Below are 26,166 nucleotides of genomic sequence, written 5' to 3' on the forward strand. Positions count from 1 at the left end.
TTGATCATGGCTCAGATTGAACGCTGGCGGCAGGCCTAACACATGCAAGTCGAGCGGAAACGACAACATTGAGCCTTCGGGTGATTTGTTGGGCGTCGAGCGGCGGACGGGTGAGTAATGCCTAGGAAATTGCCCTGATGTGGGGGATAACCATTGGAAACGATGGCTAATACCGCATAAGTGCCTACGGGCCAAAGAGGGGGACCTTCGGGCCTCTCCGCGTCGGGATATGCCTAGGTGGGATTAGCTAGTTGGTGAGGTTAAGAGCTCACCAAGGCGACGATCCCTAGCTGGTCTGAGAGGATGATCAGCCACACTGGAACTGAGACACGGTCCAGACTCCTACGGGAGGCAGCAGTGGGGAATATTGCACAATGGGCGCAAGCCTGATGCAGCCATGCCGCGTGTATGAAGAAGGCCTTCGGGTTGTAAAGTACTTTCAGTCGTGAGGAAGGGGATATCGTTAATAGCGGTATTCTTTGACGTTAGCGACAGAAGAAGCACCGGCTAACTCCGTGCCAGCAGCCGCGGTAATACGGAGGGTGCGAGCGTTAATCGGAATTACTGGGCGTAAAGCGCATGCAGGTGGTTTGTTAAGTCAGATGTGAAAGCCCGGGGCTCAACCTCGGAATAGCATTTGAAACTGGCAGACTAGAGTACTGTAGAGGGGGGTAGAATTTCAGGTGTAGCGGTGAAATGCGTAGAGATCTGAAGGAATACCAGTGGCGAAGGCGGCCCCTGGACAGATACTGACACTCAGATGCGAAAGCGTGGGGAGCAAACAGGATTAGATACCCTGGTAGTCCACGCCGTAAACGATGTCTACTTGGAGGTTGTGGCCTTGAGCCGTGGCTTTCGGAGCTAACGCGTTAAGTAGACCGCCTGGGGAGTACGGTCGCAAGATTAAAACTCAAATGAATTGACGGGGGCCGCACAAGCGGTGGAGCATGTGGTTTAATTCGATGCAACGCGAAGAACCTTACCTACTCTTGACATCCAGAGAAGCCGGAAGAGATTCTGGTGTGCCTTCGGGAGCTCTGAGACAGGTGCTGCATGGCTGTCGTCAGCTCGTGTTGTGAAATGTTGGTTAAGTCCCGCAACGAGCGCAACCCTTATCCTTGTTTGCCAGCGAGTAATGTCGGGAACTCCAGGGAGACTGCCGGTGATAAACCGGAGGAAGGTGGGGACGACGTCAAGTCATCATGGCCCTTACGAGTAGGGCTACACACGTGCTACAATGGCGCATACAGAGGGCGGCGAGCCAGCGATTGGTGAGCGAATCCCAAAAAGTGCGTCGTAGTCCGGATTGGAGTCTGCAACTCGACTCCATGAAGTCGGAATCGCTAGTAATCGTGGATCAGAATGCCACGGTGAATACGTTCCCGGCCTTGTACACACCGCCCGTCACACCATGGGAGTGGGCCTGCAAAAGAAGTAGGTAGTTTAACCTTCGGGGGGACGCTTACCACTTTGTGGTTCATGACTGGGGTGAAGTCGTAACAAGGTAGCGCTAGGGGAACCTGGCGCTGGATCACCTCCTTATACGAAAGATTATTGCGATGAGTGTTCACACAGATTGATGGTTTAGAAGCGAAAGCTTCGAGCTATAATTGCTCTTTAACAATTTGGAAAGCTGACTGATAACAACAACGTTGTTATCAAGTAAAGTTCTCAATGTTTATCGTAAAGATAAACACCAAAACAACACATTCAAGTGTTCTTGGGAATATCACTATTGCAGTGATTATTCGAAATTGAGTCCGGCAAAATCGAAATGTCTCTCGCTCATTCAAATAATGAGAGACAACTTTGGTGATTTGAACATCAACTCGAAACTCCTTCGGGTTGTATGGTTAAGTGACTAAGCGTACACGGTGGATGCCTTGGCAGTCAGAGGCGATGAAGGACGTATTAACTTGCGATAAGCCCAGATTAGGCAGTAAAAGCCACTTGAGTCTGGGATTTCCGAATGGGGAAACCCACTTACATAAGTAAGTATCGCTGCGTGAATACATAGCGTAGCGAGGCGAACCGGGGGAACTGAAACATCTAAGTACCCCGAGGAAAAGAAATCAACCGAGATTCCGAAAGTAGCGGCGAGCGAAATTGGACTAGCCCTTAAGCTTTATAGGCGTCAGGTGAACAAGCTGGAAAGCTTGGCGATACAGGGTGATAGCCCCGTAACTGACGACGCATATGCAGTGAAATCGAGTAGGGCGGGACACGTGATATCCTGTCTGAATATGGGGGGACCATCCTCCAAGGCTAAATACTACTGACTGACCGATAGTGAACCAGTACCGTGAGGGAAAGGCGAAAAGAACCCCTGTGAGGGGAGTGAAATAGAACCTGAAACCGTGTACGTACAAGCAGTAGGAGCACCTTCGTGGTGTGACTGCGTACCTTTTGTATAATGGGTCAGCGACTTATATTCAGTGGCAAGGTTAACCATCTAGGGGAGCCGTAGCGAAAGCGAGTGTTAACTGCGCGACTTAGTCTCTGGATATAGACCCGAAACCAGGTGATCTAGCCATGGGCAGGTTGAAGATTGAGTAACATCAATTGGAGGACCGAACCGACTAATGTTGAAAAATTAGCGGATGACTTGTGGCTAGGGGTGAAAGGCCAATCAAACCTGGAGATAGCTGGTTCTCCCCGAAAGCTATTTAGGTAGCGCCTCGGACGAATACTACTGGGGGTAGAGCACTGTTAAGGCTAGGGGGTCATCCCGACTTACCAACCCTTTGCAAACTCCGAATACCAGTAAGTACTATCCGGGAGACACACGGCGGGTGCTAACGTCCGTCGTGGAGAGGGAAACAACCCAGACCGCCAGCTAAGGTCCCAAATTACTACTAAGTGGGAAACGATGTGGGAAGGCTCAGACAGCCAGGATGTTGGCTTAGAAGCAGCCATCATTTAAAGAAAGCGTAATAGCTCACTGGTCGAGTCGGCCTGCGCGGAAGATGTAACGGGGCTAAGTAGTAAACCGAAGCTGCGGCAATACTCTTTGAGTATTGGGTAGGGGAGCGTTCTGTAAGCGGTTGAAGGTGTGTCGTAAGGCACGCTGGACGTATCAGAAGTGCGAATGCTGACATGAGTAACGATAATGGGGGTGAAAAACCTCCACGCCGGAAGACCAAGGGTTCCTGTCCAACGTTAATCGGGGCAGGGTGAGTCGACCCCTAAGGCGAGGCCGAAAGGCGTAGTCGATGGGAAACGGGTTAATATTCCCGTACTCAATCAAATTGCGATGGGGGGACGGAGAAGGCTAGGTGGGCCTGGCGACGGTTGTCCAGGTTCAAGTGCGTAGGCTGAAGAGTTAGGTAAATCCGGCTCTTTTTAAGGCTGAGACACGACGTCGAGCATCTACGGATGTGAAGTCATTGATGCCATGCTTCCAGGAAAAGCCTCTAAGCTTCAGATTTGATGGAATCGTACCCCAAACCGACACAGGTGGTCGGGTAGAGAATACCAAGGCGCTTGAGAGAACTCGGGTGAAGGAACTAGGCAAAATGGTACCGTAACTTCGGGAGAAGGTACGCTCTTGGCGGTGAAGTCCCTTGCGGATGGAGCTACTAGGAGTCGCAGATACCAGGTGGCTGCAACTGTTTATTAAAAACACAGCACTGTGCAAAATCGTAAGATGACGTATACGGTGTGACGCCTGCCCGGTGCCGGAAGGTTAATTGATGGGGTTAGACTTCGGTCGACGCTCTTGATCGAAGCCCCGGTAAACGGCGGCCGTAACTATAACGGTCCTAAGGTAGCGAAATTCCTTGTCGGGTAAGTTCCGACCTGCACGAATGGCGTAATGATGGCCACGCTGTCTCCACCCGAGACTCAGTGAAATTGAAATCGCTGTGAAGATGCAGTGTACCCGCGGCTAGACGGAAAGACCCCGTGAACCTTTACTACAGCTTGGCACTGAACATTGACCCTACATGTGTAGGATAGGTGGGAGCCTTTGAAGCACGTACGCCAGTATGTGTGGAGGCAACCTTGAAATACCACCCTTGTAGTGTTGATGTTCTAACTTAGCCCCCTCATCGGGGGTGAGGACAGTGCCTGGTGGGTAGTTTGACTGGGGCGGTCTCCTCCCAAAGCGTAACGGAGGAGCACGAAGGTGGGCTAAACACGGTTGGACATCGTGTGGTTAGTGCAATGGCATAAGCCCGCTTGACTGCGAGAATGACAATTCGAGCAGGTGCGAAAGCAGGTCATAGTGATCCGGTGGTTCTGAATGGAAGGGCCATCGCTCAACGGATAAAAGGTACTCCGGGGATAACAGGCTGATACCGCCCAAGAGTTCATATCGACGGCGGTGTTTGGCACCTCGATGTCGGCTCATCACATCCTGGGGCTGAAGTCGGTCCCAAGGGTATGGCTGTTCGCCATTTAAAGTGGTACGCGAGCTGGGTTTAGAACGTCGTGAGACAGTTCGGTCCCTATCTGCCGTGGGCGTTGGAGAATTGAAAGGGGCTGCTCCTAGTACGAGAGGACCGGAGTGGACGAACCTCTGGTGTTCGGGTTGTGTCGCCAGACGCATTGCCCGGTAGCTAAGTTCGGGATCGATAACCGCTGAAAGCATCTAAGCGGGAAGCGAGCCTTGAGATGAGTTCTCCCTGATACTTTAAGTATCCTAAAGGGTTGTCGTAGACTACGACGTTGATAGGCAGGGTGTGTAAGTGCTGCGAGGCATTGAGCTAACCTGTACTAATTGCCCGTGAGGCTTAACCATACAACACCCAAGGGGTTTTGATGGGCTCAATACAAGAAAACTTGATTGTGTTAAGAACTGAAACAGCTTTCCAGATTATTAATTACTGCGTTGGCGGTAGTTAAAAAGAATTTGCTTGGCGACCATAGCGTTTTGGCCCCACCTGACTTCCATGCCGAACTCAGAAGTGAAACGAAATAGCGCCGATGGTAGTGTGGGGTTTCCCCATGTGAGAGTAGGACATCGCCAGGCTTTACATTTAGTTTTTACCTTTATAAGTAAAAACAGAAATAAAAAAGCCCGCTCAAAGAGCGGGCTTTTTTACGTTTAGTGAATCTGGAAATTAATACCTGACCTGAGCTCGGGATAAAAATAGGCGGGAACTAAAAGCTGGTTCTTCGATCAGATCTTCGACCAAGAAGGAAATCATCGCAAAGGAACCAGCTACGAAAAAGTTAACCGACCTATTCTGTCATGTCGACGATTTTTGTCAGGCTTTTCTGCCCCAATGGCAAAAACTTCAAATTGAGAGCGGTGAGCGCAAGCGAAACCGTAAAGGACGTATGTCTGAAAGTGAAATAATGACCATCATTATTGCTTTTCATATGACATATCAACGTGATTTCAAGAATTTCTATTTTGGTATCATCCACCGATACCATAAAAATGAATTCCCGACATTACTTAGTTACACACGCTTTCTTGAATTAATGCCTTCTGTGCTTGTTCCCCCCTAGCTCCTTTTTTACTCATGTAAAAGGAGAGCCAACAGGTATTGAGTTTATTGACTCTACCAGTATTAAGGTTTGCCATAATTTGCGCATCCCAAGGCACAAAGTATTTAAAGGAACGGCCGCAAGAGGTAAAGGTACGATGGGCTGGTTCTATGGCTTTAAACTTCACATTATTACCAACCACCTTGGTGATATTGTTGCAGCCAAACTCACTCCAGCAAATACCGATGATAGAAAGCCCGTTCGTGAGTTATCTAAATGTCTACTCGACAAGCTTTACGCTGATAAAGGCTATATCAGTAAAGCACTCACCGAAGATTTAAAAGAAGATGGCATTACGCTAATAACAGCTCATCGAAAAAACATGAAGCCCAGAGTTCTTGCTGCATGGGATAGAGCTATGTTGTCGAAACGCTTCATGATCGAGACCATAAATGACCAATTGAAAAACATATCTCAAATTGAACACTCTCGTCATCGGAGCTTACACGGTTTATGTTGAACTTGCTTGGTGGCTTAATTGCTTATTGTCTAAAACCAGAAAAGCCATCACTCAACATTACCAACACTGAAAAATCTGACTTGATGGCAATAGCTTAAACCGAACTCAGGTTTTGTTAGCTCGCAAGCTTCTTGAAGTTGATATCATAAGGCTATCCATAGCGAATACTGTTGCTTTTGAATAGTCTTAATTCGATCATATTATCTTTTAGATTGGTATAAGTCTTACTGAAAAGGAAATACTCTTAGCCCGGCATAAGCTTGAAATGTTAAGCCATTGTCCGTGACTTCGTTTCCAATATTATCTTGAAATTCTAACCGGGCAACTCCAAAGCCCAACCCAGAAGTTAATTCGAAAAGCGAGTTTAAGCGATAATCGGCACCAATATAGCTTTGAAGTTTATAAATATTACCGGTGATATTATCGAAAGACTCAGTTCCTCCGCCAAAGCCAACAGTGATAAAAGGAACAAACCCATCAATCGGATAATCGACAAAACTCTTTTTGTAGTTTAGTTCGACAAGAGGTTCTTGGTATGAAAGTTCAAAGCGGCTAGACGCATTTGTTTTAAAACCAACCACATACCTTGGTGAGGTGTCTCCCATAAATTGGTCATATTTTAAATGGCTTGCATCTGCTCCCCAAAAAAAATCTGTATTCGGTTTGGCGATTGCTAAACGAAAAGGACTAGCGATCGAGAGCGTAAAAGCGATAAGGCATACTGTATTAGTGCGCATATTTGGTACCATTAATGAAATTAGCTAAATGATATTAATGAGGAAATCATTGAGGTTTTAATAGAGTAACGATGCAACGAGAGGTTAGTTTGGCTAGATATCTTTGTGAATGAAAGATTTGAACAGGGTAAGCAACAATTCACCCCTTATAAGCTAAGCTCAGAGTTCCTTCGTTTTAAGAACACGTGTCTATTACAAAACAATGCGACATTTTATTAAAAAAATTAAATGACGAAGAAGCAAATGTGTGGAGAGCTAATAAACGAAGATGTAAAGAAGGAAAGTAAACGTTCTCTGATGTTGTGCTTACTAATCCAAATAAAAAAGCCCAACACGAGAATGGTGGTTGGGCTTAAGCAGAGCCTTACAGAATGCGCTTTAAAATGCCATCTGCCTTTAAGCGAGTGATTTTTCTTACCAGCCGTTGTACGTCGATAGGGTAGTTTTCTAATTTTTCGAGCTGTTTGTAGGTGCATACGAGGTGAGTGTGCTCAAGAATGCGAGAGACTTCGTCTTCAAATTTATGAGTCAGTTTGGCGTAATCATCTTGAATGAGTAAACCATTTTCTAGATCGAGCGACCAAGCTCTTGGATTGAGGTTATTACCTGTCAGCAGCATATAACGCTTATCGACCCAAATGCCTTTGAGATGGAAGCTGTTGTTGTCGTGTTTCCATAAATGAATCGACAATTTACGCGCGGCAATACTCGCTTCATTCGCTTTTGCGAAGCGGCGTAGATTCACTTCATAAAGATAAGGCAAACCACCTATGGTTTTAAAGTCTTCTTCTGGCGCAATATAAAAGTCATTCGCAGTTTTGTCACCAACGACGATGGTCACTTTAACCCCACGTTTCATTGCTCGTTTTACTTCACGATGAAGCGGTTTAGGGAAATTAAAATATGGCGTGCAAATGAAAATTTCGTTTTTAGCGGCTGCCAGAAGTTTTACTATCTGTTGGTTTAACAGGTTACGGCGTTTTCCTAGGCCCACTAGCGGCGTGATTTTTACATTTTCTTCCGTTGCAGCCTCATGCTCAAATTGATAATTGGCTTGAGTAAGCGACGAGCGTAATTGGCGAATTGCCGACTTAATATCTTTTGTCTCTGGTTTGTTTTGGTCTGCGAGATCATTGACCGCAGGGTGGGCAATCATTTCATCACGAAGAAATTGCGCCATTGAATCTGCTAAAGGTGCATGTTGGATGACATGATAGCGGTCAAAGCGATAACGACCGTGATATTGAAGGTAGACATTGTTCAGACTCGCGCCGCTGTAAATCACTGTGTCGTCGACAATGAAGCCTTTTAAATGAAGTACTCCGAAGACTTCTCGTCCACGAACTGGGATCCCATATACGGGAATCGAATGCTGGTACTTCTTGGCATACGCTTTATAAAGCGCTGAGTTGCCTTCTGATGTTTCCGCACCAATGAGACCGCGTTGAGCTCGATGCCAATCTACACAGATATTGATGTCCAACCCAGGATTGCGTTGCTTTGCTTCGTAAAGCGCGGTGAGAATCTCACGTCCAGCTTCATCATCTTCCAGATATAGAGCGACTAGGTAAATTCGCGACGTTGCTTTGCTGATGGCATCCAAAAGACGAGTTCTGAATGCTTCTGCTGAATGCAGAACCTCAAAGCCTTCAGGATTTACGGCGAAACTTGGCAACTGTTCGAATGGATTCCTACTTACTATCATATCGGTATGAGTACCTTAATTTAGTGCAATATTGCGAACCTACCATTTTACCAAAGATATGATTTCTCTGGCTACAAAAGCACGCACTTTGATGCCATAGATGGGACGAATTGCATTGGAATGAGATCTTTGCCGCTACCGACATAGCGTTGAAAGGCTATTTTGAGTGAGTTCGGTAATTCAGAACTCTCAATGGTTTTAAAACCGTGTTGTGAATAATAGGCTTCCAAATACTTAAACGCAAAGCAATAGTCGCCGTCATTGAAAACTTTGTTTTCGCAATGCCTTAATAACGCTCTTCCTGCTCCAGTGCTTCTGAACTCTGGGAGCACCAACATACCCGTCAATAAACGGGAATTTTCGACGGTTTTCAGGCGCAGTAGGGCCACTATCTTACTTTCATCGCTGGCAGTAAGGATCAATTCATCTCTTTTAGCTCGTCCTGAAGGATAATGAGCTTTGTATAACCTCTTAATAAGAGGAAGCTTGATAGGATTTAACACTTCTATGGTTAATGAGTTAGGCATTGTCACTGCGGTTAAAAGATAACTAATGTAGAATAACCCCAGTTTAAGAGAATTTTATCTGGCGTTGCAAACCTACTATGCAAATTAAAAAAAATGCTAGCCTTAAGGCTTATCACACTTTTGGTATTGAACAATCGTGTTCCTACTTAGCCATCGTTGAATCAGTCGATGATGTTATTCATCTTTTTCAAAGCGCTATGTTTAAAAACTTACCAAAACTTTTTCTAGGCAAAGGCAGTAATGTTCTGTTCACGGAACATTTTGAGGGCCTTGTGATCGTTAACCGACTTATTGGCAAAACGGTGACAGAAACCGATGAGAATTACTTACTACATATCGCCGGTGGTGAAGATTGGCCAGAGTTAGTTTCTTGGTGTGTAGCGCATGGAATCGGCGGAATAGAGAACTTGGCGTTGATTCCGGGTTGCGCTGGTTCGGCTCCCATTCAAAATATTGGTGCTTATGGATTGGAGCTAAAAGATATCTGTGATTATGTCGATATATTGGATCTTTCAACATTCAAAAGCAGAAGAATGAGTGTAAATGCGTGTGAGTTTGGTTATCGCGATTCCATTTTCAAGCACGCATTGCATGACAAGTGCTTTATCACTGCGGTAGGGCTTAAGTTAGACAAGCAATGGCAAGCCATTAACCAATACGGTCCACTACAGAGTATTCCGGATGAACAATTGACTCCTGCTTCTGTCTTTGAGCGTGTTTGCCAAGTGCGTATGGAAAAACTGCCAGATCCAGCCAAAGTGGGTAACGCAGGAAGTTTTTTCAAAAACCCAGTGATCACGCAAGATCATTATGAACGACTTTTAAAGCAACATGATAATTTGATGGCTTATCCTACACTCGGAGGAGTGAAAGTCGCAGCTGGCTGGCTTATCGACCAGTGCGGTTTGAAAGGGAAGTCTGTGAATGGTGCTCAAGTTAACCCAATGCAAGCTTTGGTGCTGACGAATGTCGATAACTGTAGTGCAAATGATGTGGTTGCATTGGCATCTTTGGTGAAAAAAAGCGTATGGGACAAGTATCAGATTGAACTCGAACATGAAGTTCGCTTTATGAATCGTACTGGCGAAACCAGCCTTAATCAGATTGAGGCGGTAGAATGAGAAAAGACCACTCAGCGAAACTACATATTTTGCAGTCACTGAGCGACGGAGAGTTTCACTCGGGTGAGGCATTAGGCCAAGAGCTCAATGTATCTAGAGCCGCGATTGCCAAGCACGTTAAAGGCTTGAGTGAATGGGGCATCGACATCTACCGGGTACAGGGGCGTGGTTACCAACTCGCATCACCGCTACAACTTTTGGATGAAGTGAGGCTTTCTGCTGAATCAACAGCGCTGCTTGAGCTGATTCCCGTCATTGACTCAACTAACCAGTACTTGCTCGAGAGAGTCAGCCAATCTGAGAAAGGGCGTGTCTGTTTGGCGGAATATCAAGCTCACGGCCGTGGTCGCCGTGGTCGTCAGTGGGTTTCACCGTTTGGTTCTAACTTATACTTGTCGATGTACTGGCGGTTGGATGCAGGAATGGCAGCGGCCATGGGGTTGAGCCTTGTTATTGGTATTGCGGCTGTTGAAGCACTAGAAGAAATGGGTATACAAGGCGTTAAACTTAAGTGGCCCAATGATCTGTACTATCAAGACAAAAAGCTTGCTGGGATCTTGGTTGAAATGTCAGGCCAAGCTGGCGGCGCTGCTCATCTAGTGATTGGCATGGGGCTTAATATAGGAATGCCTGATACTCAGCCTGAAATTGATCAACCATGGACGACACTAAACCAAATTTGTGGTGCACGAGAAATTGATAGAAATACACTTGCAGCCAGCTTAATCAAACATTGGAACCTAGCATTAGTAGATTATGAGATGAAAGGGTTAGCAGGTTTTGTGGAGCGCTGGAATCGATTAGATAATTTTCTTGATCGCCAAGTTAAGCTATTAATCGGTCCTAGAGAAGCTCATGGGGTGGTGAGAGGAATCGACCATCAAGGTGGTATTGTACTAGAGACCGAGCAAGGGGTAGAGACTTACATTGGCGGAGAGATCTCATTACGTAAAGGGGAGTAACTCTCGTTATTTTCTTAACGATACATAATCAACCAAGTGGTTGATTCCTTTGTGTAAAATTAGATGAGCCCTTTCTCTGGTAGGGAGAATGTTCTGCTCTAAGTTGAGCCCATTAATATTATGCCAAATTTCTTTCGCTTTGTTCGTCGCTTGTTCGACAGACAGCTGTTTATAGTGACTAAAATATGAGCCTGGTTTAGTAAAAGCCCCTTGGCGAAACTTTAAAAAGCGTTCCACATACCACCGCTCAATAGTCTCCGTTTCTGCATCGACGTAAATCGAGAAGTCTAAAAAATCAGACACAAATACACGATGGGGGTCGTGTGGGTAGTCCATACCGCTTTGTAGTACATTCAACCCTTCAATTATGAGCACATCAGGTCGATCTACCGCCTTCAGTTCGTCAGTAATATCATACGTAATATGAGAGTAAGTCGGCACTTCAAGGTCAGGTTTTCCCGCTTTTACGTCGGACATAAATTCCACTAAACGCTTGATATCGTAGGATTCAGGGAAACCTTTACGATGCATAATCCCGCGCTCTTCGAGTACTTTTTTGGGATATAAAAAACCATCCGTTGTGACTAATGACACTTTCGGATGATTTTCCCAGCGTGAAAGCAGCGCTTTGAGAATACGCGCCGTTGTACTTTTACCGACCGCGACGCTCCCAGCAATACCAATAACAAAGGGAGGGGCGTGCTCTTCGGTATTCAAAAATTGCTGTAAAACTGAATTTCGACTTTGGCGGGCTTGTACATACAAATTCAATAGGCGAGACAAAGGAAGGTAGATTTCTACCGCTTCCTCCATGGTTAAATTTTCGTTGATGCCCTGAAGCGCAGTCAAGTCGTCCTCAGAAAGTGTCATTGGTACAGAGTTTCTCAGTTCTGCCCAATTTGCACGGTCAAATGACAAAAATGGACTCATGGGTCTCTTTTATCCTTGGTTTAGTAGAACAAGAACATACATCAAGCGCACTTCAAAGCAAACGACAAAGGTCGAAGTTTACTTTAAAAAAAGCGTGGTTTGTACGAATTTACAGCAAACGAATCTAAAAAATCGAAATTTGTGATTTTTTTTTAAATACCTATTGCAACCTAGAAAATCATTCAATAGAATGCGCACCACTTATGCCGACTTAGCTCAGTAGGTAGAGCAACTGACTTGTAATCAGTAGGTCACCAGTTCGATTCCGGTAGTCGGCACCATTCTTTCCTTTAGTAGTCTGAATGGCTTGAAAATTTGGAGGGGTTCCCGAGTGGCCAAAGGGAGCAGACTGTAAATCTGCCGGCACTGCCTTCGATGGTTCGAATCCGTCCCCCTCCACCATATTCTTTAGGAAATAGCTCTCAGAGTTACGTGTTGCGGGCATCGTATAATGGCTATTACCTCAGCCTTCCAAGCTGATGATGCGGGTTCGATTCCCGCTGCCCGCTCCACTCTAATTTGAGTGCTGATATAGCTCAGGCGGTAGAGCGCATCCTTGGTAAGGATGAGGTCGGCAGTTCGAGTCTGCCTATCAGCACCAGCTCTCAAGTTTATTTCCTTTTGATATTAGATTTACCAATTATTATTTTTTGGTTGCGTGGTCAATTTGGGCCACCTAAATCCGTACCTAGAGGGACCACTCATGTCTAAAGAAAAATTTGAACGTACGAAACCGCACGTTAACGTTGGTACTATCGGCCACGTTGACCACGGTAAAACAACTCTAACTGCTGCAATCTGTACTACTCTAGCTAAAGTGTACGGCGGTGTTGCAAAAGACTTTGCTTCTATCGATAACGCTCCAGAAGAGCGTGAGCGCGGTATCACTATCGCAACGTCTCACGTTGAGTACGACACTCCAACTCGTCACTACGCACACGTTGACTGTCCAGGACACGCTGACTACGTTAAAAACATGATCACTGGTGCTGCACAGATGGACGGTGGTATCCTAGTTGTTGCTGCGACAGATGGCCCAATGCCACAAACTCGTGAGCACATCCTACTAGGCCGTCAGGTTGGTATCCCATACATCATCGTATTCATGAACAAATGTGACATGGTTGATGATGAAGAGCTACTAGAGCTAGTAGAAATGGAAGTTCGTGAACTTCTATCTGAGTACGATTTCCCAGGTGATGACCTACCAGTTATCCAAGGTTCTGCACTAGGCGCACTAAACGGCGAAGAGCAGTGGGAAGCGAAAATCGTTGAACTAGCTGAAGCACTAGACTCTTACATCCCAGAGCCAGAGCGTGCAGTAGATCAGCCATTCCTAATGCCTATCGAAGACGTATTCTCAATTCAAGGTCGTGGTACAGTAGTAACGGGTCGTATTGAGCGTGGTATCCTAAGAGTTGGTGACGAAGTTGCTATCGTAGGTATCAAGGAAACAACGACTACAACATGTACTGGTGTAGAGATGTTCCGTAAGCTTCTAGACGAAGGCCGTGCTGGTGAAAACGTTGGTGCACTTCTACGTGGTACTAAGCGTGACGACGTAGAGCGTGGTCAAGTACTGGCTAAGCCTGGTTCAATCACCCCACACACTAAGTTCGAATCAGAAGTATACGTACTGTCTAAAGATGAAGGTGGTCGTCACACTCCATTCTTCAAAGGCTACCGTCCACAGTTCTACTTCCGTACAACTGACGTAACTGGTGACATCCAGCTACCAGAAGGCGTAGAAATGGTAATGCCTGGTGACAACGTACAAATGACTGTTGAGCTAATCGCACCAATCGCAATGGACGAAGGTCTACGTTTCGCGATCCGTGAAGGTGGCCGTACAGTAGGTGCTGGTGTTGTTGCTAAGATCTTTGACTAATTCATAGCGAATTAGGAGATGTTTTCGGAAAATCTTGAATTAGATTTGACGAACCAGTAGCAAAAAGGGCATCATTTGATGCCCTTTTTCTGCACTCAATATTATTTTTGTTGTTTTCTTGTTCAGAAGTGAGTTGAGTGTAGAGCAAGATTAAGCAAAGAGGCTTAATCTTAAGAAGTGTACGCTGATTTTTTCAGCGATATGGAGTTTGCCCTGCAACAGCGGGGTCGTCGTCGTCTATATTAAGACTTGTAACAGGTTGGTTTTATGAAAGCAAATAATGCTGAAACTCCTGATAGCTCAAACGCAGCAGATACGTTTAAGTGGGTAGCCGCTTTCGTATTAGCAGCTACCGCTGTTGTGGGTAATTACCTGTATGGTGAAATGTCTGTAGTCATTCGTGCTGCAGGCGTTGTTGTTCTTATTGCAGCTGCCTTAGGCGTTGCAGCAACAACGACTAAAGGTAAAGCAGCGATCAGTTTTGCAAAAGAATCACGTATGGAAGTACGTAAAGTTGTTTGGCCTACGCGCCAAGAAACCATGCAAACCACACTGATCGTTTTAGCTGTAAGTATTGTAATGGCTCTAGTGCTATGGGGTATTGACGGAATTATGGTTCGTCTAGTATCTCTAGTAACTGGGGTATAGAGGGTTTTTATTCATGAGTGAAGCTCCAAAAAAACGCTGGTATGTGGTTCAAGCCTTCTCTGGATTTGAAGGTCGTGTAGCTCAATCTCTGCGTGAGTACATCAAAATGCACGGCATGGAAGAACTATTCGGTGAAGTACTGGTTCCTACTGAAGAGGTAGTGGAAATGCGCGCGGGTCAGCGTCGCAAATCTGAGCGTAAGTTCTTCCCAGGTTACGTCCTTGTTCAGATGATTATGAACGATGAATCATGGCACTTAGTACGTAGTGTGCCGCGTGTCATGGGCTTCATTGGTGGTACCTCAGATCGTCCTGCACCGATCACGGATAAAGAAGCTGACGCGATTCTTAATCGTCTTGAGAAAGCGAGTGAAGCGCCTCGCCCACGAACTATGTACGAAGCGGGTGAAGTGGTACGTGTTAACGAAGGTCCATTTGCTGACTTTAACGGTACTGTTGAAGAAGTGGATTACGAGAAGAGCCGCCTGAAAGTGTCTGTTTCGATCTTTGGTCGTGCAACACCAGTTGAGCTTGAATTTGGTCAGGTTGAAAAACTGGACTAATACTCTTACTTAAAAGAGTATAAAAAATCACCTTTTTAGGGTTGTATCAGGCGCGGATTATGACTATAATTTCGCGCCTTTTTACTTCTCTTGAAGTGAAAAGCTTTTGTTGAAACGGGGAGCTGATCAGTTGATTAGCGCTGGTACCCAAAATTAGGAATAATCATGGCTAAGAAAGTTGAAGCTTACATCAAGCTACAGGTTGCTGCTGGCGCTGCAAACCCAAGTCCACCAGTTGGTCCTGCACTAGGTCAACACGGTGTTAACATCATGGAATTCTGTAAAGCGTTCAACGCAAAAACAGAATCTATCGAGAAAGGTCTTCCTACCCCAGTTGTTATCACTGTATACAGCGACCGCTCTTTCACGTTCGTAACTAAGACTCCACCTGCAGCAGTTCTTCTTAAGAAAGCGGCTGGCGTTAAGTCTGGTTCTGGTCGTCCAAACACTGAAAAAGTGGGTACGGTAACTGACGCTCAAATCCAAGAAATCGCAGAAACTAAAGCTGCTGATATGACTGGTGCTGATATCGAAGCAATGAAGCGTTCAATTGCGGGTACTGCTCGTTCAATGGGCCTAGTGGTAGAGGGTTAATAAGATGGCTAAACTAACTAAGCGCATGCGCGTAATCCGCGAAAAAGTTGACGTAACTAAAGAATACGAAATCAACGAAGCTGTAACTCTTCTTCAAGAACTAGCAACTGCTAAGTTCGTTGAATCTATTGACGTTGCTGTTAACCTAGGTATCGATGCTCGTAAATCTGACCAGAACGTACGTGGTGCAACTGTACTACCTCACGGTACTGGCCGAGACATTCGCGTTGCAGTGTTCACTCAAGGTGCAAACGCTGAAGCGGCTAAAGAAGCTGGCGCAGACATTGTTGGTATGGAAGATCTTGCTGAGCAAGTGAAAAAAGGCGAACTGAACTTTGACGTAGTTGTTGCTTCTCCTGATGCAATGCGCGTTGTAGGTCAACTAGGTACTATCCTAGGTCCTCGCGGTCTAATGCCAAACCCTAAAGTTGGTACTGTAACTCCTAACGTCGCTGAAGCAGTTAAGAATGCTAAAGCAGGTCAGGTTCGTTACCGTAACGACAAGAACGGCATCATCCATACTACTATCGGTAAAGCAAACTTCTCTGCTGAGCAGATCAAAGAGAACCTAGAAGCACTTCTAGTGGCTCTGAAGAAAGCTAAGCCATCTTCTGCTAAGGGTACATTCCTTCAGAAAGTAAGCATCTCTACGACAATGGGTGCTGGTGTTGCTGTTGATCAGGCTAGCCTGAGCACGCAAGCATAATTTATTTGATTAGGCGTAAAATTAGTGTATAATTTTGCGCCTAATATTTGTGGTTGGGGCTGAACTTTGGTTCATCGAATTCGTTAAGAGTTCACTGTGAATTATGACCCAGTCTCCATCCAAGACCGTAGGTGCCTATTTTTAAAATAGGCTTAATGTTCCTACGTAGATGGTGCCCGAACTGACAGAAAGCTCTATGTAAATAGTTACCTTTCTTCTGGGAAGCACCTCAATAGCTCTCACTGTTGTGATAATAGTGAGTGGTGTAACGACAACCAGGAGTAAATCCAAGATGGCTTTAAACCTTCAAGACAAAAAAGCAATTGTTGCTGAAGTCAACGAAGCTGCCAGTGGTGCACTTTCTGCAGTTGTAGCTGACTCTCGTGGCGTTGAAGTGGGCGCGATGACTTCTCTACGTAAACAGGCTCGTGAAGCTGGTGTTTATGTACGAGTTGTTCGTAACACTCTAATGCGTCGTGCGGTTCAGGGTACAGATTATGAATGTCTTACTGAGACATTTACTGGTCCTACTCTGATCGCATTCTCTAACGAGCACCCAGGTGCTGCAGCGCGTCTTTTTAAAGACTTCGCTAAAGAGAATAAAAACTTCGAGATCAAAGCTGCTGCTTATGAAGGCGCTCTAACTGACGCTGAAGTACTAGCAACACTACCAACTTACGACGAAGCAATTGCACGCCTAATGATGTGCATGAAAGAAGCTTCGGCTGGCAAGCTGGCGCGTACTATCGCAGCTATCCGCGATCAAAAACAAGAAGCAGCGGCATAGGCCTTGCTTTTTACTGGTTGCTTAATAAACTTATTGTTGACTTAAAAGAGAATTGTTATGTCTATTACTAACGAGCAAATCCTAGATGCAGTTGCAGAAATGTCTGTAATGCAAGTTGTTGAACTAATCGAAGCAATGGAAGAGAAATTCGGTGTTTCTGCTGCTGCTGCTGTTGTAGCTGGCGGCGCAGGCGCAGGCGAAGAAGTTGCTGAGCAAACTGAATTTGATGTAGTCCTAGAAGCTGCTGGCGGTAACAAAGTTGCTGTAATCAAAGCAGTACGTGCTGCAACTGGTCTAGGTCTTAAAGAAGCTAAAGCTCTTGTAGACGGCGCTCCTGCACCTCTTAAAGAAGGTGTTGAGAAAGAAGAAGCTGAAGCGCTTAAAGCGACTTTAGAAGAAGCTGGTGCAACTGTTGCTGTTAAGTAATTATTGCTTAGTTTCTTAGCCTAACGGCTAACTGGCTGGTGGTTTTTAACCACCGGCCTTTTTGCGCTGTAGGGTATAGGTGAATTTCCCCGCTGTTTAAGCGCCTGATACCCGAGCAAAAAACATTTCATTCTTACGAAATGAAATGTCACTACAGTAAACAGCTATATTAGTCACTGTCCCTTACCCCCCTTAAGTAACTAGGAACGGGCGGACAGTTTGGGTCACTTATCAGCGAGCTGAGGAACCCCATGGTTTACTCTTATACCGAGAAAAAGCGCATCCGTAAGGACTTTGGTACTCGTCCACAAGTTTTGGACATTCCATACCTGCTATCGATCCAGCTCGATTCGTTCGACAAATTCATCGAACAGGATCCTGAAGGTCAATACGGTCTTGAAGCCGCTTTCCGTTCTGTATTTCCGATTCAGAGCTACAACGGCAATTCTGAGCTGCAATACGTTAGCTACCGTCTTGGTGAGCCAGTTTTTGACGTTAAAGAATGTCAAATCCGCGGTGTAACTTACTCAAAGCCACTACGTGTAAAACTACGCCTAGTTATCTTTGATAAAGACGCGCCAGCAGGTACTGTAAAAGATATTAAAGAGCAAGAAGTCTACATGGGTGAAATCCCACTCATGACAGACAATGGTACCTTCGTAATCAACGGTACCGAGAGGGTTATCGTATCCCAGCTGCACCGAAGCCCAGGCGTGTTCTTCGACAGCGATAAGGGTAAGACCCACTCTTCAGGTAAAGTTTTATACAACGCACGTGTTATTCCTTACCGTGGTTCATGGCTTGATTTCGAGTTTGACCCTAAGGATAACCTGTACGTTCGTATCGACCGCCGTCGTAAGCTACCAGCGTCGATCATCCTTCGTGCACTAGGTAAATCGACAGAAGAAATCTTAGATCTCTTCTTCGAAAAAGTGAACTTCGAAGTGAAAGACCAAACTCTACTGATGGAGTTGGTGCCAGATCGCCTACGTGGTGAAACTGCGTCATTTGATATCGAAGCGAATGGTAAAGTTTACGTTGAGCAAGGTCGTCGTGTGACAGCTCGTCACATCCGCCAACTAGAAAAAGATGGCATTGATCACATCGAAGTACCGGTTGAGTACATCGTTGGTAAAGTTGCAGCGAAAGATTACATCAACGATGCAACGGGCGAGATCATTGTTAACGCTAACCAGGAAATCAGCCTGGAAGCATTAGCAAATCTATCTCAGGCTGGCCACAAAGCGCTAGAGGTTCTATTCACGAACGATCTAGACCACGGTCCATTCATGTCAGAAACACTGCGAATCGACAGTACCGTTGATCGTATTTCTGCGTTGGTAGAAATCTATCGCATGATGCGCCCTGGTGAGCCGCCAACAAAAGAAGCTGCAGAAGCGTTATTCGAAAGCCTATTCTTCTCTGAAGAACGTTACGATCTATCGACGGTTGGTCGTATGAAGTTCAATAGCTCTATCGGCCGTGAAGATGCCCAAGAGCAAGGCACACTTGATGAAAACGATATCATCGAAGTGATGAAGAAGCTGATCGGAATCCGTAACGGCATCGGTGAAGTCGATGATATCGACCACTTAGGTAACCGTCGTATCCGTTCTGTAGGCGAAATGGCTGAGAACCAGTTCCGTGTCGGTCTAGTACGTGTTGAGCGTGCAGTTAAAGAGCGTCTAAGCCTAGGCGATCTTGATGCTATCATGCCTCAAGACCTGATCAACGCGAAGCCAATTTCTGCGGCAGTGAAAGAATTCTTTGGCTCTTCACAGCTTTCACAGTTTATGGACCAAAACAACCCGTTATCAGAAGTAACGCACAAGCGTCGTATTTCTGCATTGGGTCCTGGCGGTCTGACTCGTGAACGTGCTGGCTTTGAAGTTCGAGACGTACACGTAACGCACTACGGCCGTCTATGTCCTATCGAAACGCCGGAAGGTCCAAACATCGGTCTGATCAACTCTCTATCTGCGTTTGCGCGCTGTAACGAGTACGGTTTCCTAGAGACGCCTTACCGTCGCGTGGTAGATGGTGTTGTAACAGACGAAGTCGATTACCTATCTGCAATCGAAGAAGGCCAATTCGTTATCGCCCAGGCGAACGCTATGCTTAACGAAGATGGCACGTTTGCCGATGAGTTGATCACCGCTCGTCAGAAAGGTGAATCTGGTCTACACCCTCGTGAGCACGCTCAGTACATGGACGTTGCGACAAACCAGGTTGTATCTATCGCTGCCTCGCTTATCCCGTTCCTAGAACACGATGATGCGAACCGTGCATTGATGGGCGCGAACATGCAACGTCAGGCTGTTCCAACACTGAAAGCGGATAAACCGCTTGTTGGTACTGGTATCGAACGTAACGTAGCGGTTGACTCAGGTGTAACTGCGGTTGCGAAACGTGGTGGTGTCATCCAGTCTGTAGATGCTTCTCGTATCGTTGTTAAAGTGAACGATGAAGAACTAGTACCTGGTGAAGCAGGTATCGACATCTACAACCTGACTAAATACACACGTTCTAACCAGAACACATGTATTAACCAACGCCCATGTGTGATGCCAGGTGAACCTGTATCACGCGGTGACGTAGTTGCTGATGGTCCTTCAACAGACCTGGGTGAGCTCGCGCTTGGTCAAAACATGCGTATCGCGTTTATGCCTTGGAACGGTTACAACTTCGAGGACTCGATCTTAGTATCTGAGCGCGTAGTTCAAGAAGATCGTTTCACGACTATCCACATTCAAGAACTGACTTGTGTGGCGCGTGATACCAAGCTGGGCTCTGAAGAGATCACCGCGGATATTCCAAACGTAGGTGAATCTGCTCTGTCTAAACTAGACGAGTCAGGTATTGTTTACATCGGTGCTGAAGTTAAGGGTGGTGACATCCTGGTTGGCAAAGTGACACCTAAAGGTGAAACTCAGCTAACGCCAGAAGAGAAGCTACTACGAGCAATCTTCGGCGAAAAAGCATCTGATGTTAAAGACACTTCACTACGTGTACCTAACTCTGTGTCAGGTACAATTATCGACGTTCAAGTCTTCACTCGCGATGGCGTAGAGAAAGACAAGCGTGCGCTTGAAATCGAGCAAATGCAGCTGAAAGAAGCGAAGAAAGACCTAACTGAAGAATTCCAGATTCTTGAGGGTGGCCTTTTAAACCGTGTGAAAGCTGTATTGATCGACGGTGGTTACACCGAAGCGAAGCTTGACTCTATCGATCGTAAGAAGTGGCTAGAGCTAACGCTTGAAGATGACGCCCTACAAACTCAGCTAGAACAACTTGCTGAGCAGTGGGACGAACTAAAAGCGGATTTCGATAAGAAATTCGAAACCAAGCGTCGTAAGATCACTCAAGGTGATGATCTCGCCCCTGGCGTACTGAAGATTGTTAAGGTTTACCTAGCGGTTAAACGTCGTATCCAGCCGGGTGATAAGATGGCGGGTCGTCATGGTAACAAGGGTGTAATCTCTAAGATCAACCCAGTTGAAGACATGCCATACGATGAAAAAGGTCAGCCTGTCGACATCGTACTTAACCCATTGGGTGTACCTTCACGTATGAACATCGGTCAGATCCTAGAAGTACACTTAGGTCTGGCAGCGAAAGGTATCGGTGACAAGATCACTCAAATGGTGAAAGAGCAACAAGAACTGGCGAAATTCCGCGAGTTCCTGCAGAAAGTTTACGATCTCGGCGATACACGTCAGAAAGTAGACATTGCTTCTCTATCAGATGACGAAGTACGCACGCTGATCAAGAACCTACGTGGCGGTCTACCAATCGCAACGCCAGTATTCGATGGTGCAAACGAGACATCAATCAAAGAGCTTCTAAAACTAGGTGACCTACCAGAGTCTGGTCAGCTAACGCTATTTGATGGTCGTACAGGCGATGAATTTGAGCGTCCGGTAACCGTTGGTTACATGTACATGCTCAAACTGAACCACCTTGTTGATGACAAGATGCACGCTCGTTCAACTGGTTCGTACAGCCTAGTAACTCAGCAACCACTTGGTGGTAAAGCTCAGTTCGGTGGTCAGCGTTTCGGTGAGATGGAAGTATGGGCACTAGAAGCATACGGTGCGGCTTACACTTTACAAGAAATGCTAACGGTTAAGTCGGATGACGTTAACGGCCGTACTAAGATGTACAAGAACATCGTTGACGGTAACCACAGCATGGAACCTGGCATGCCAGAATCATTCAACGTACTGTTGAAAGAGATCCGCTCGCTAGGTATCAACATCGAGCTAGAAGACGAAGAGTAATCCCTTTCCTTAACAGAGAAAGCTGATTATCGGTAGAAAGGTGCTCACTTTTGCGGGTGAGCTCCTTTTAACTCCTTACAGGAGCTGATTGTGAAAGACTTATTAAACTTTCTAAAAGCACAGCATAAGACCGAAGAGTTTGATGCAATCAAAATCGGTCTATCTTCACCAGACATGATCCGTTCGTGGTCTTTCGGTGAGGTTAAAAAACCTGAAACGATCAACTATCGTACGTTCAAACCTGAACGCGATGGTTTGTTCTGTGCGCGTATTTTTGGTCCAGTTAAAGACTACGAGTGTCTTTGTGGTAAGTACAAGCGCCTGAAACACCGTGGTGTTATCTGTGAGAAGTGTGGTGTAGAAGTTACACAAACTAAAGTTCGTCGTGACCGCATGGGCCATATCGAACTTGCTTCACCAGTAGCTCACATCTGGTTCCTAAAATCGCTACCGTCTCGTATCGGTCTACTAATGGATATCCCTCTGCGTGATATCGAACGTGTTCTTTACTTCGAAATGTACGTTGTAACTGAACCAGGTATGACGGATCTAGAAAAAGGTCAGATGCTTACTGAAGAAGAGTATCTAGACCGTCTAGAAGAGTGGGGCGACGAGTTCACTGCTAAGATGGGTGCAGAAGCTATCAAAGACCTCTTAGGTTTTATGGATATGCACGCTGAAGCTGAACAAATGCGCGAAGAGCTTGAGACCACAAACTCTGAAACTAAGCGCAAGAAAGTCACGAAGCGTTTGAAGTTGGTAGAAGCGTTCATCTCATCAGGTAATAACCCAGAGTGGATGATCTTGACTGTACTTCCAGTACTTCCGCCAGATCTACGTCCTCTAGTACCACTAGATGGCGGTCGCTTCGCAACTTCAGATTTGAACGATCTATACCGCCGTGTGATCAACCGTAACAACCGTTTGAAGCGTCTTCTAGAGCTAGCGGCTCCGGACATTATCGTACGTAACGAAAAACGTATGTTGCAAGAGTCTGTTGATGCGCTACTAGATAACGGTCGTCGTGGTCGTGCGATTACAGGCTCGAACAAGCGTCCTCTGAAATCTCTTGCTGATATGATCAAGGGTAAACAGGGTCGTTTCCGTCAGAACCTTCTAGGTAAACGTGTAGACTACTCTGGTCGTTCTGTAATCACAGTAGGTCCATACCTGCGTCTACACCAGTGTGGTCTTCCTAAGAAGATGGCACTTGAGCTATTCAAACCATTTATCTATAGCAAACTAGAAACTCGTGGTCTTGCGACGACAATCAAAGCTGCTAAGAAGATGGTCGAGCGTGAAGAAGCGGTTGTTTGGGATATCCTAGATGAAGTCATCCGTGAACACCCAGTACTATTGAACCGTGCACCGACACTTCACCGTCTTGGTATCCAGGCGTTTGAACCGGTACTTATCGAAGGTAAAGCGATTCAGCTACACCCACTTGTGTGTGCGGCGTACAACGCGGACTTCGATGGCGACCAAATGGCGGTTCACGTCCCTCTAACTCTAGAGGCACAGCTTGAAGCTCGTACGCTGATGATGTCGACAAACAACATTCTGTCGCCAGCGTCAGGTGATCCGATCATCGTACCTTCTCAGGACGTTGTATTGGGTCTGTACTACATGACTCGTGAAAAGATCAACGTGAAAGGTGAAGGCATGTACCTTTCTGGGCCAGCTGAGGCCGAGAAAGCATACCGCACGAAACAAGCTGAACTTCACGCACGCGTTAAAGTACGTATTACAGAAACCGTTGTCGACGAAGACGGCAATAGCACAACCGAAACTAAGATGGTGGATACCACTGTCGGTCGTGCAATGCTATGGCAAATCGTACCAACAGGCTTACCATTTAGCATCGTTAACCAAAAACTAGGTAAGAAGCAAATCTCTAACCTACTTAACGAGGCATATCGTAAGCTAGGTCTTAAAGATACGGTTATCTTCGCTGACCAAATCATGTACACAGGTTTTGCTTACGCAGCACTTTCTGGTGTCTCTGTTGGTATCGACGATATGGTTGTTCCAGCTGCGAAGTACACTGAAATTGCCGAAGCGGAAGAAGAAGTACGTGAAATCCAAGAACAATACCAGTCTGGTCTTGTTACTGCGGGTGAGCGTTACAACAAAGTTATCGATATCTGGGCATCGACCAACGACCGCGTTGCGAAAGCAATGATGGCAAACCTTTCCTCTGAAACGGTAATCAACCGTGACGGTGAAGAGGAACAACAAGAGTCGTTCAACAGCATCTACATGATGGCTGACTCGGGCGCTCGTGGTTCCGCTGCGCAGATTCGTCAGCTTGCTGGTATGCGTGGTCTGATGGCGCGTCCGGATGGTTCAATCATCGAAACGCCAATCACTGCAAACTTTAAAGAAGGTCTAAACGTACTTCAGTACTTTATCTCAACGCACGGTGCTCGTAAGGGTCTTGCGGATACAGCACTGAAAACAGCGAACTCGGGTTATCTAACTCGTCGTCTCGTAGACGTAGCTCAAGACGTTGTTGTTACTGAACATGACTGTGGCACTCACGAGGGCGTTGATATGATGCCTCATATCGAGGGTGGTGATGTTAAAGTTGCACTTACTGAGCTCGTTCTGGGTCGTGTCGTTGCTGAAGATGTGCTTAAACCAGGTACAGAAGATGTTCTGATCCCACGTAATACTCTAATTGATGAGAAGTGGTGTCAGATCATGGAAGAGAACTCAGTCGACAACATGAAAGTTCGCTCTGTAGTTACTTGTGATTCTGACTTCGGTTGTTGTGCACAGTGTTATGGTCGTGATCTAGCGCGTGGTCACCTAGTGAACCAAGGTGAGGCAGTTGGCGTTATTGCTGCTCAGTCTATCGGCGAACCGGGTACTCAGCTTACTATGCGTACGTTCCACATCGGTGGTGCAGCATCGACAGCAGCAGCAGAGAACAGCGTTCAAGCGAAGAACAATGGTTCTATCAAACTGCACAATGCTAAGTCAGTAGTGGCGGATGATGGTAAGATCGTTATCACCTCTCGTGCGACAGAGCTAACCATCATCGATGAGTTTGGCCGTACGAAAGAGAAGCACAAACTGCCTTACGGTACACTGCTAAGCAAAGGTGATGGTGACTCAGTTCAAGCGGGTGAAACTATCGCAAACTGGGAAGCGCATACACTACCTATCATCACTGAGGTAGCTGGCCGTATCCAGTTTGTAGACATGATCGACGGTGTAACAGTTTCTCGTCAGACAGATGACCTAACCGGTCTATCTTCAAGCGAAGTCACTGATCCAGCCGCTCGCCCATCAGCAGGTAAAGATATGCGTCCAGCTATCAAACTTGTCGATGAACAAGGTAAAGATGTAATGATTCCTGGCACCGATATGCCAGCTCACTATTTCCTACCTGGTAAGGCGATTGTGAACATCGAAGATGGCGCTGCAGTAGGCGTAGGTGCAACACTAGCACGTATTCCTCAGAAGTCTGGCGGTAACAAAGATATCACTGGTGGTCTTCCACGAGTTGCTGACTTATTCGAAGCTCGTAAACCGAAAGAGCCTGCAATTCTTGCTGAACACACTGGTACAGTGAGCTTTGGTAAAGAGACCAAAGGTAAACGTCGCCTTGTGATCACTCGTGAAAACGGTGAAGCTTACGAAGAGATGATTCCTAAGCATCGTCAGCTTAACGTATTCGAAGGTGAAAAAGTTGAGCGTGGTGATGTGATTGCAGATGGCCCAGAATCGCCACATGACATCCTACGTCTGCGTGGCGTACACGCTGTGACGGAATACATCGCGAACGAGGTTCAAGAAGTTTACCGTCTACAAGGCGTTAAGATTAACGATAAGCACATTGAAACTATTGTTCGTCAGATGCTACGTAAGTGTACAATTACTCACACTGGTGACTCTGAGTTCTTACCTGGCGAGCAAATTGAATACTCACAAGTTAAGATTGCTAACCGTGATCTAGAAGCAGAAGGCAAAGAGCCTGCACGTTTTGAGCGTGAGCTTTTAGGTATCACGAAAGCATCTCTTGCGACTGAGTCGTTCATCTCTGCGGCATCGTTCCAAGAAACAACTCGCGTACTAACAGAAGCAGCCGTTTCTGGTAAACGCGATGACTTACGTGGTCTGAAAGAAAACGTAATTGTTGGTCGTTTGATTCCTGCAGGTACAGGTTTCGCATACCACCAAGAGCGTCAAGCTAAACGTTCTGAAGCGCAAGATGGCCCTTCTGCTGAACAAGCAACGGATAACCTAGCAGCACTTCTAAACGCTGGTTTTTCTTCGGAAGAATAAAGCTTTGTAACGAGTAATCGTTTAAGAAAAAAGGCACCTTCGGG

At 46.1% G+C, this 26,166-nt stretch carries 15 protein-coding genes, 4 tRNA genes, 3 rRNA genes and 1 pseudogene; 19 read left to right on the forward strand and 4 right to left on the reverse strand.

What is annotated here, in order from left to right:
* The 4 genes and pseudogenes from ATG66_RS00635 to ATG66_RS00650 form a co-directional block, all read left to right on the forward strand.
* A 16S ribosomal RNA gene (locus ATG66_RS00635) occupies positions 1–1,542 on the forward strand; the annotation flags it as partial.
* Between the two features lie 309 nt (positions 1,543–1,851).
* Positions 1,852–4,741 (forward strand): 23S ribosomal RNA (locus ATG66_RS00640).
* Between the two features lie 114 nt (positions 4,742–4,855).
* Positions 4,856–4,972: ribosomal RNA gene (gene rrf, locus ATG66_RS00645) — 5S ribosomal RNA — on the forward strand.
* A 176-nt stretch (positions 4,973–5,148) separates the two neighbouring features.
* A pseudogene (locus ATG66_RS00650) lies at positions 5,149–6,054 on the forward strand (IS982 family transposase).
* Positions 6,055–6,180: 126 nt separating this feature from the next.
* On the opposite strand, the gene ATG66_RS00655 reads toward ATG66_RS00650, so the two are convergent.
* The 3 genes from ATG66_RS00655 to ATG66_RS00665 all read right to left on the reverse strand — a co-directional run bounded on the left by ATG66_RS00655 (position 6,181) and on the right by ATG66_RS00665 (position 8,901).
* On the reverse strand, positions 6,181–6,693 hold the full coding sequence (locus tag ATG66_RS00655) for a hypothetical protein (RefSeq protein ID WP_098413506.1): 513 nt from the start codon (positions 6,691–6,693) through the stop codon (positions 6,181–6,183).
* Positions 6,694–7,057: 364 nt separating this feature from the next.
* Positions 7,058–8,398, reverse strand: a complete 1,341-nt coding sequence (pssA, locus tag ATG66_RS00660; protein WP_098413507.1) for a CDP-diacylglycerol--serine O-phosphatidyltransferase — start codon at positions 8,396–8,398, stop codon at positions 7,058–7,060.
* A gap of 71 nt (positions 8,399–8,469) precedes the next feature.
* Positions 8,470–8,901: a GNAT family N-acetyltransferase gene (locus tag ATG66_RS00665; RefSeq protein ID WP_179885602.1), complete on the reverse strand. Its 432-nt coding sequence runs from the start codon at positions 8,899–8,901 to the stop codon at positions 8,470–8,472.
* 101 nt (positions 8,902–9,002) lie between these two features.
* Here ATG66_RS00665 and murB point away from each other — a divergent pair, with 101 nt between their 5' ends.
* The gene (gene murB / locus ATG66_RS00670; RefSeq protein ID WP_098413509.1) at positions 9,003–10,046 is read left to right on the forward strand and encodes a UDP-N-acetylmuramate dehydrogenase; all 1,044 of its coding nucleotides are present in this window, start codon (positions 9,003–9,005) and stop codon (positions 10,044–10,046) included.
* Complete coding sequence (birA, locus tag ATG66_RS00675; RefSeq protein WP_098413510.1) at positions 10,043–11,008, forward strand: bifunctional biotin--[acetyl-CoA-carboxylase] ligase/biotin operon repressor BirA; 966 nt, start codon at positions 10,043–10,045, stop codon at positions 11,006–11,008. The genes murB and birA overlap by 4 nt, the downstream gene beginning before the upstream one ends.
* Positions 11,009–11,014: 6 nt before the next feature.
* Here birA and coaA read toward each other — a convergent pair whose 3' ends face one another.
* Positions 11,015–11,938, reverse strand: coding sequence for a type I pantothenate kinase (gene coaA, locus ATG66_RS00680; RefSeq protein ID WP_098413511.1), 924 nt, complete (start codon positions 11,936–11,938; stop codon positions 11,015–11,017).
* A 205-nt stretch (positions 11,939–12,143) separates the two neighbouring features.
* On the opposite strand from coaA, the gene ATG66_RS00685 reads away from it, so the two are divergent.
* The 13 genes from ATG66_RS00685 to rpoC all read left to right on the forward strand — a co-directional run bounded on the left by ATG66_RS00685 (position 12,144) and on the right by rpoC (position 26,122).
* A tRNA-Thr gene (locus ATG66_RS00685) sits at positions 12,144–12,219 on the forward strand.
* Between the two features lie 36 nt (positions 12,220–12,255).
* Positions 12,256–12,340, forward strand: a tRNA-Tyr gene (locus ATG66_RS00690).
* Between the two features lie 35 nt (positions 12,341–12,375).
* Positions 12,376–12,450 (forward strand) — tRNA-Gly (locus ATG66_RS00695).
* A 13-nt stretch (positions 12,451–12,463) separates the two neighbouring features.
* Positions 12,464–12,539, forward strand: a tRNA-Thr gene (locus tag ATG66_RS00700).
* Positions 12,540–12,641: 102 nt separating this feature from the next.
* The gene (tuf, locus tag ATG66_RS00705) at positions 12,642–13,826 is read left to right on the forward strand and encodes an elongation factor Tu (protein WP_098413512.1); all 1,185 of its coding nucleotides are present in this window, start codon (positions 12,642–12,644) and stop codon (positions 13,824–13,826) included.
* 267 nt (positions 13,827–14,093) lie between these two features.
* Entirely contained in the window at positions 14,094–14,474 is a 381-nt protein-coding gene (gene secE, locus ATG66_RS00715) for a preprotein translocase subunit SecE (protein WP_098413513.1), read from the forward strand.
* A gap of 13 nt (positions 14,475–14,487) precedes the next feature.
* Positions 14,488–15,036, forward strand: a complete 549-nt coding sequence (gene nusG / locus ATG66_RS00720) for a transcription termination/antitermination protein NusG (protein WP_098413514.1) — start codon at positions 14,488–14,490, stop codon at positions 15,034–15,036.
* Positions 15,037–15,201: 165 nt separating this feature from the next.
* A complete protein-coding gene (rplK, locus tag ATG66_RS00725; RefSeq protein WP_005440554.1) occupies positions 15,202–15,630 on the forward strand; it encodes a 50S ribosomal protein L11 in 429 nt (142 codons plus the stop codon).
* Positions 15,631–15,634: 4 nt separating this feature from the next.
* Entirely contained in the window at positions 15,635–16,336 is a 702-nt protein-coding gene (gene rplA, locus ATG66_RS00730) for a 50S ribosomal protein L1 (RefSeq protein WP_098413515.1), read from the forward strand.
* A gap of 292 nt (positions 16,337–16,628) precedes the next feature.
* Positions 16,629–17,123 (forward strand): 50S ribosomal protein L10, encoded by a 495-nt coding sequence (gene rplJ, locus ATG66_RS00735; RefSeq protein WP_098413516.1) that lies wholly within the window; start codon positions 16,629–16,631, stop codon positions 17,121–17,123.
* Positions 17,124–17,180: 57 nt separating this feature from the next.
* Positions 17,181–17,549: a 50S ribosomal protein L7/L12 gene (rplL, locus tag ATG66_RS00740; RefSeq protein WP_098413517.1), complete on the forward strand. Its 369-nt coding sequence runs from the start codon at positions 17,181–17,183 to the stop codon at positions 17,547–17,549.
* A 251-nt stretch (positions 17,550–17,800) separates the two neighbouring features.
* Complete coding sequence (gene rpoB / locus ATG66_RS00745) at positions 17,801–21,829, forward strand: DNA-directed RNA polymerase subunit beta (protein WP_098413518.1); 4,029 nt, start codon at positions 17,801–17,803, stop codon at positions 21,827–21,829.
* A 90-nt stretch (positions 21,830–21,919) separates the two neighbouring features.
* Positions 21,920–26,122, forward strand: a complete 4,203-nt coding sequence (gene rpoC / locus ATG66_RS00750; protein WP_098413519.1) for a DNA-directed RNA polymerase subunit beta' — start codon at positions 21,920–21,922, stop codon at positions 26,120–26,122.
* The last annotated feature ends 44 nt before the right edge of the window (positions 26,123–26,166 follow it).

It is taken from the genome of Vibrio sp. ES.051 (genome assembly GCF_002563795.1).
Lineage (GTDB): Bacteria > Pseudomonadota > Gammaproteobacteria > Enterobacterales > Vibrionaceae > Vibrio.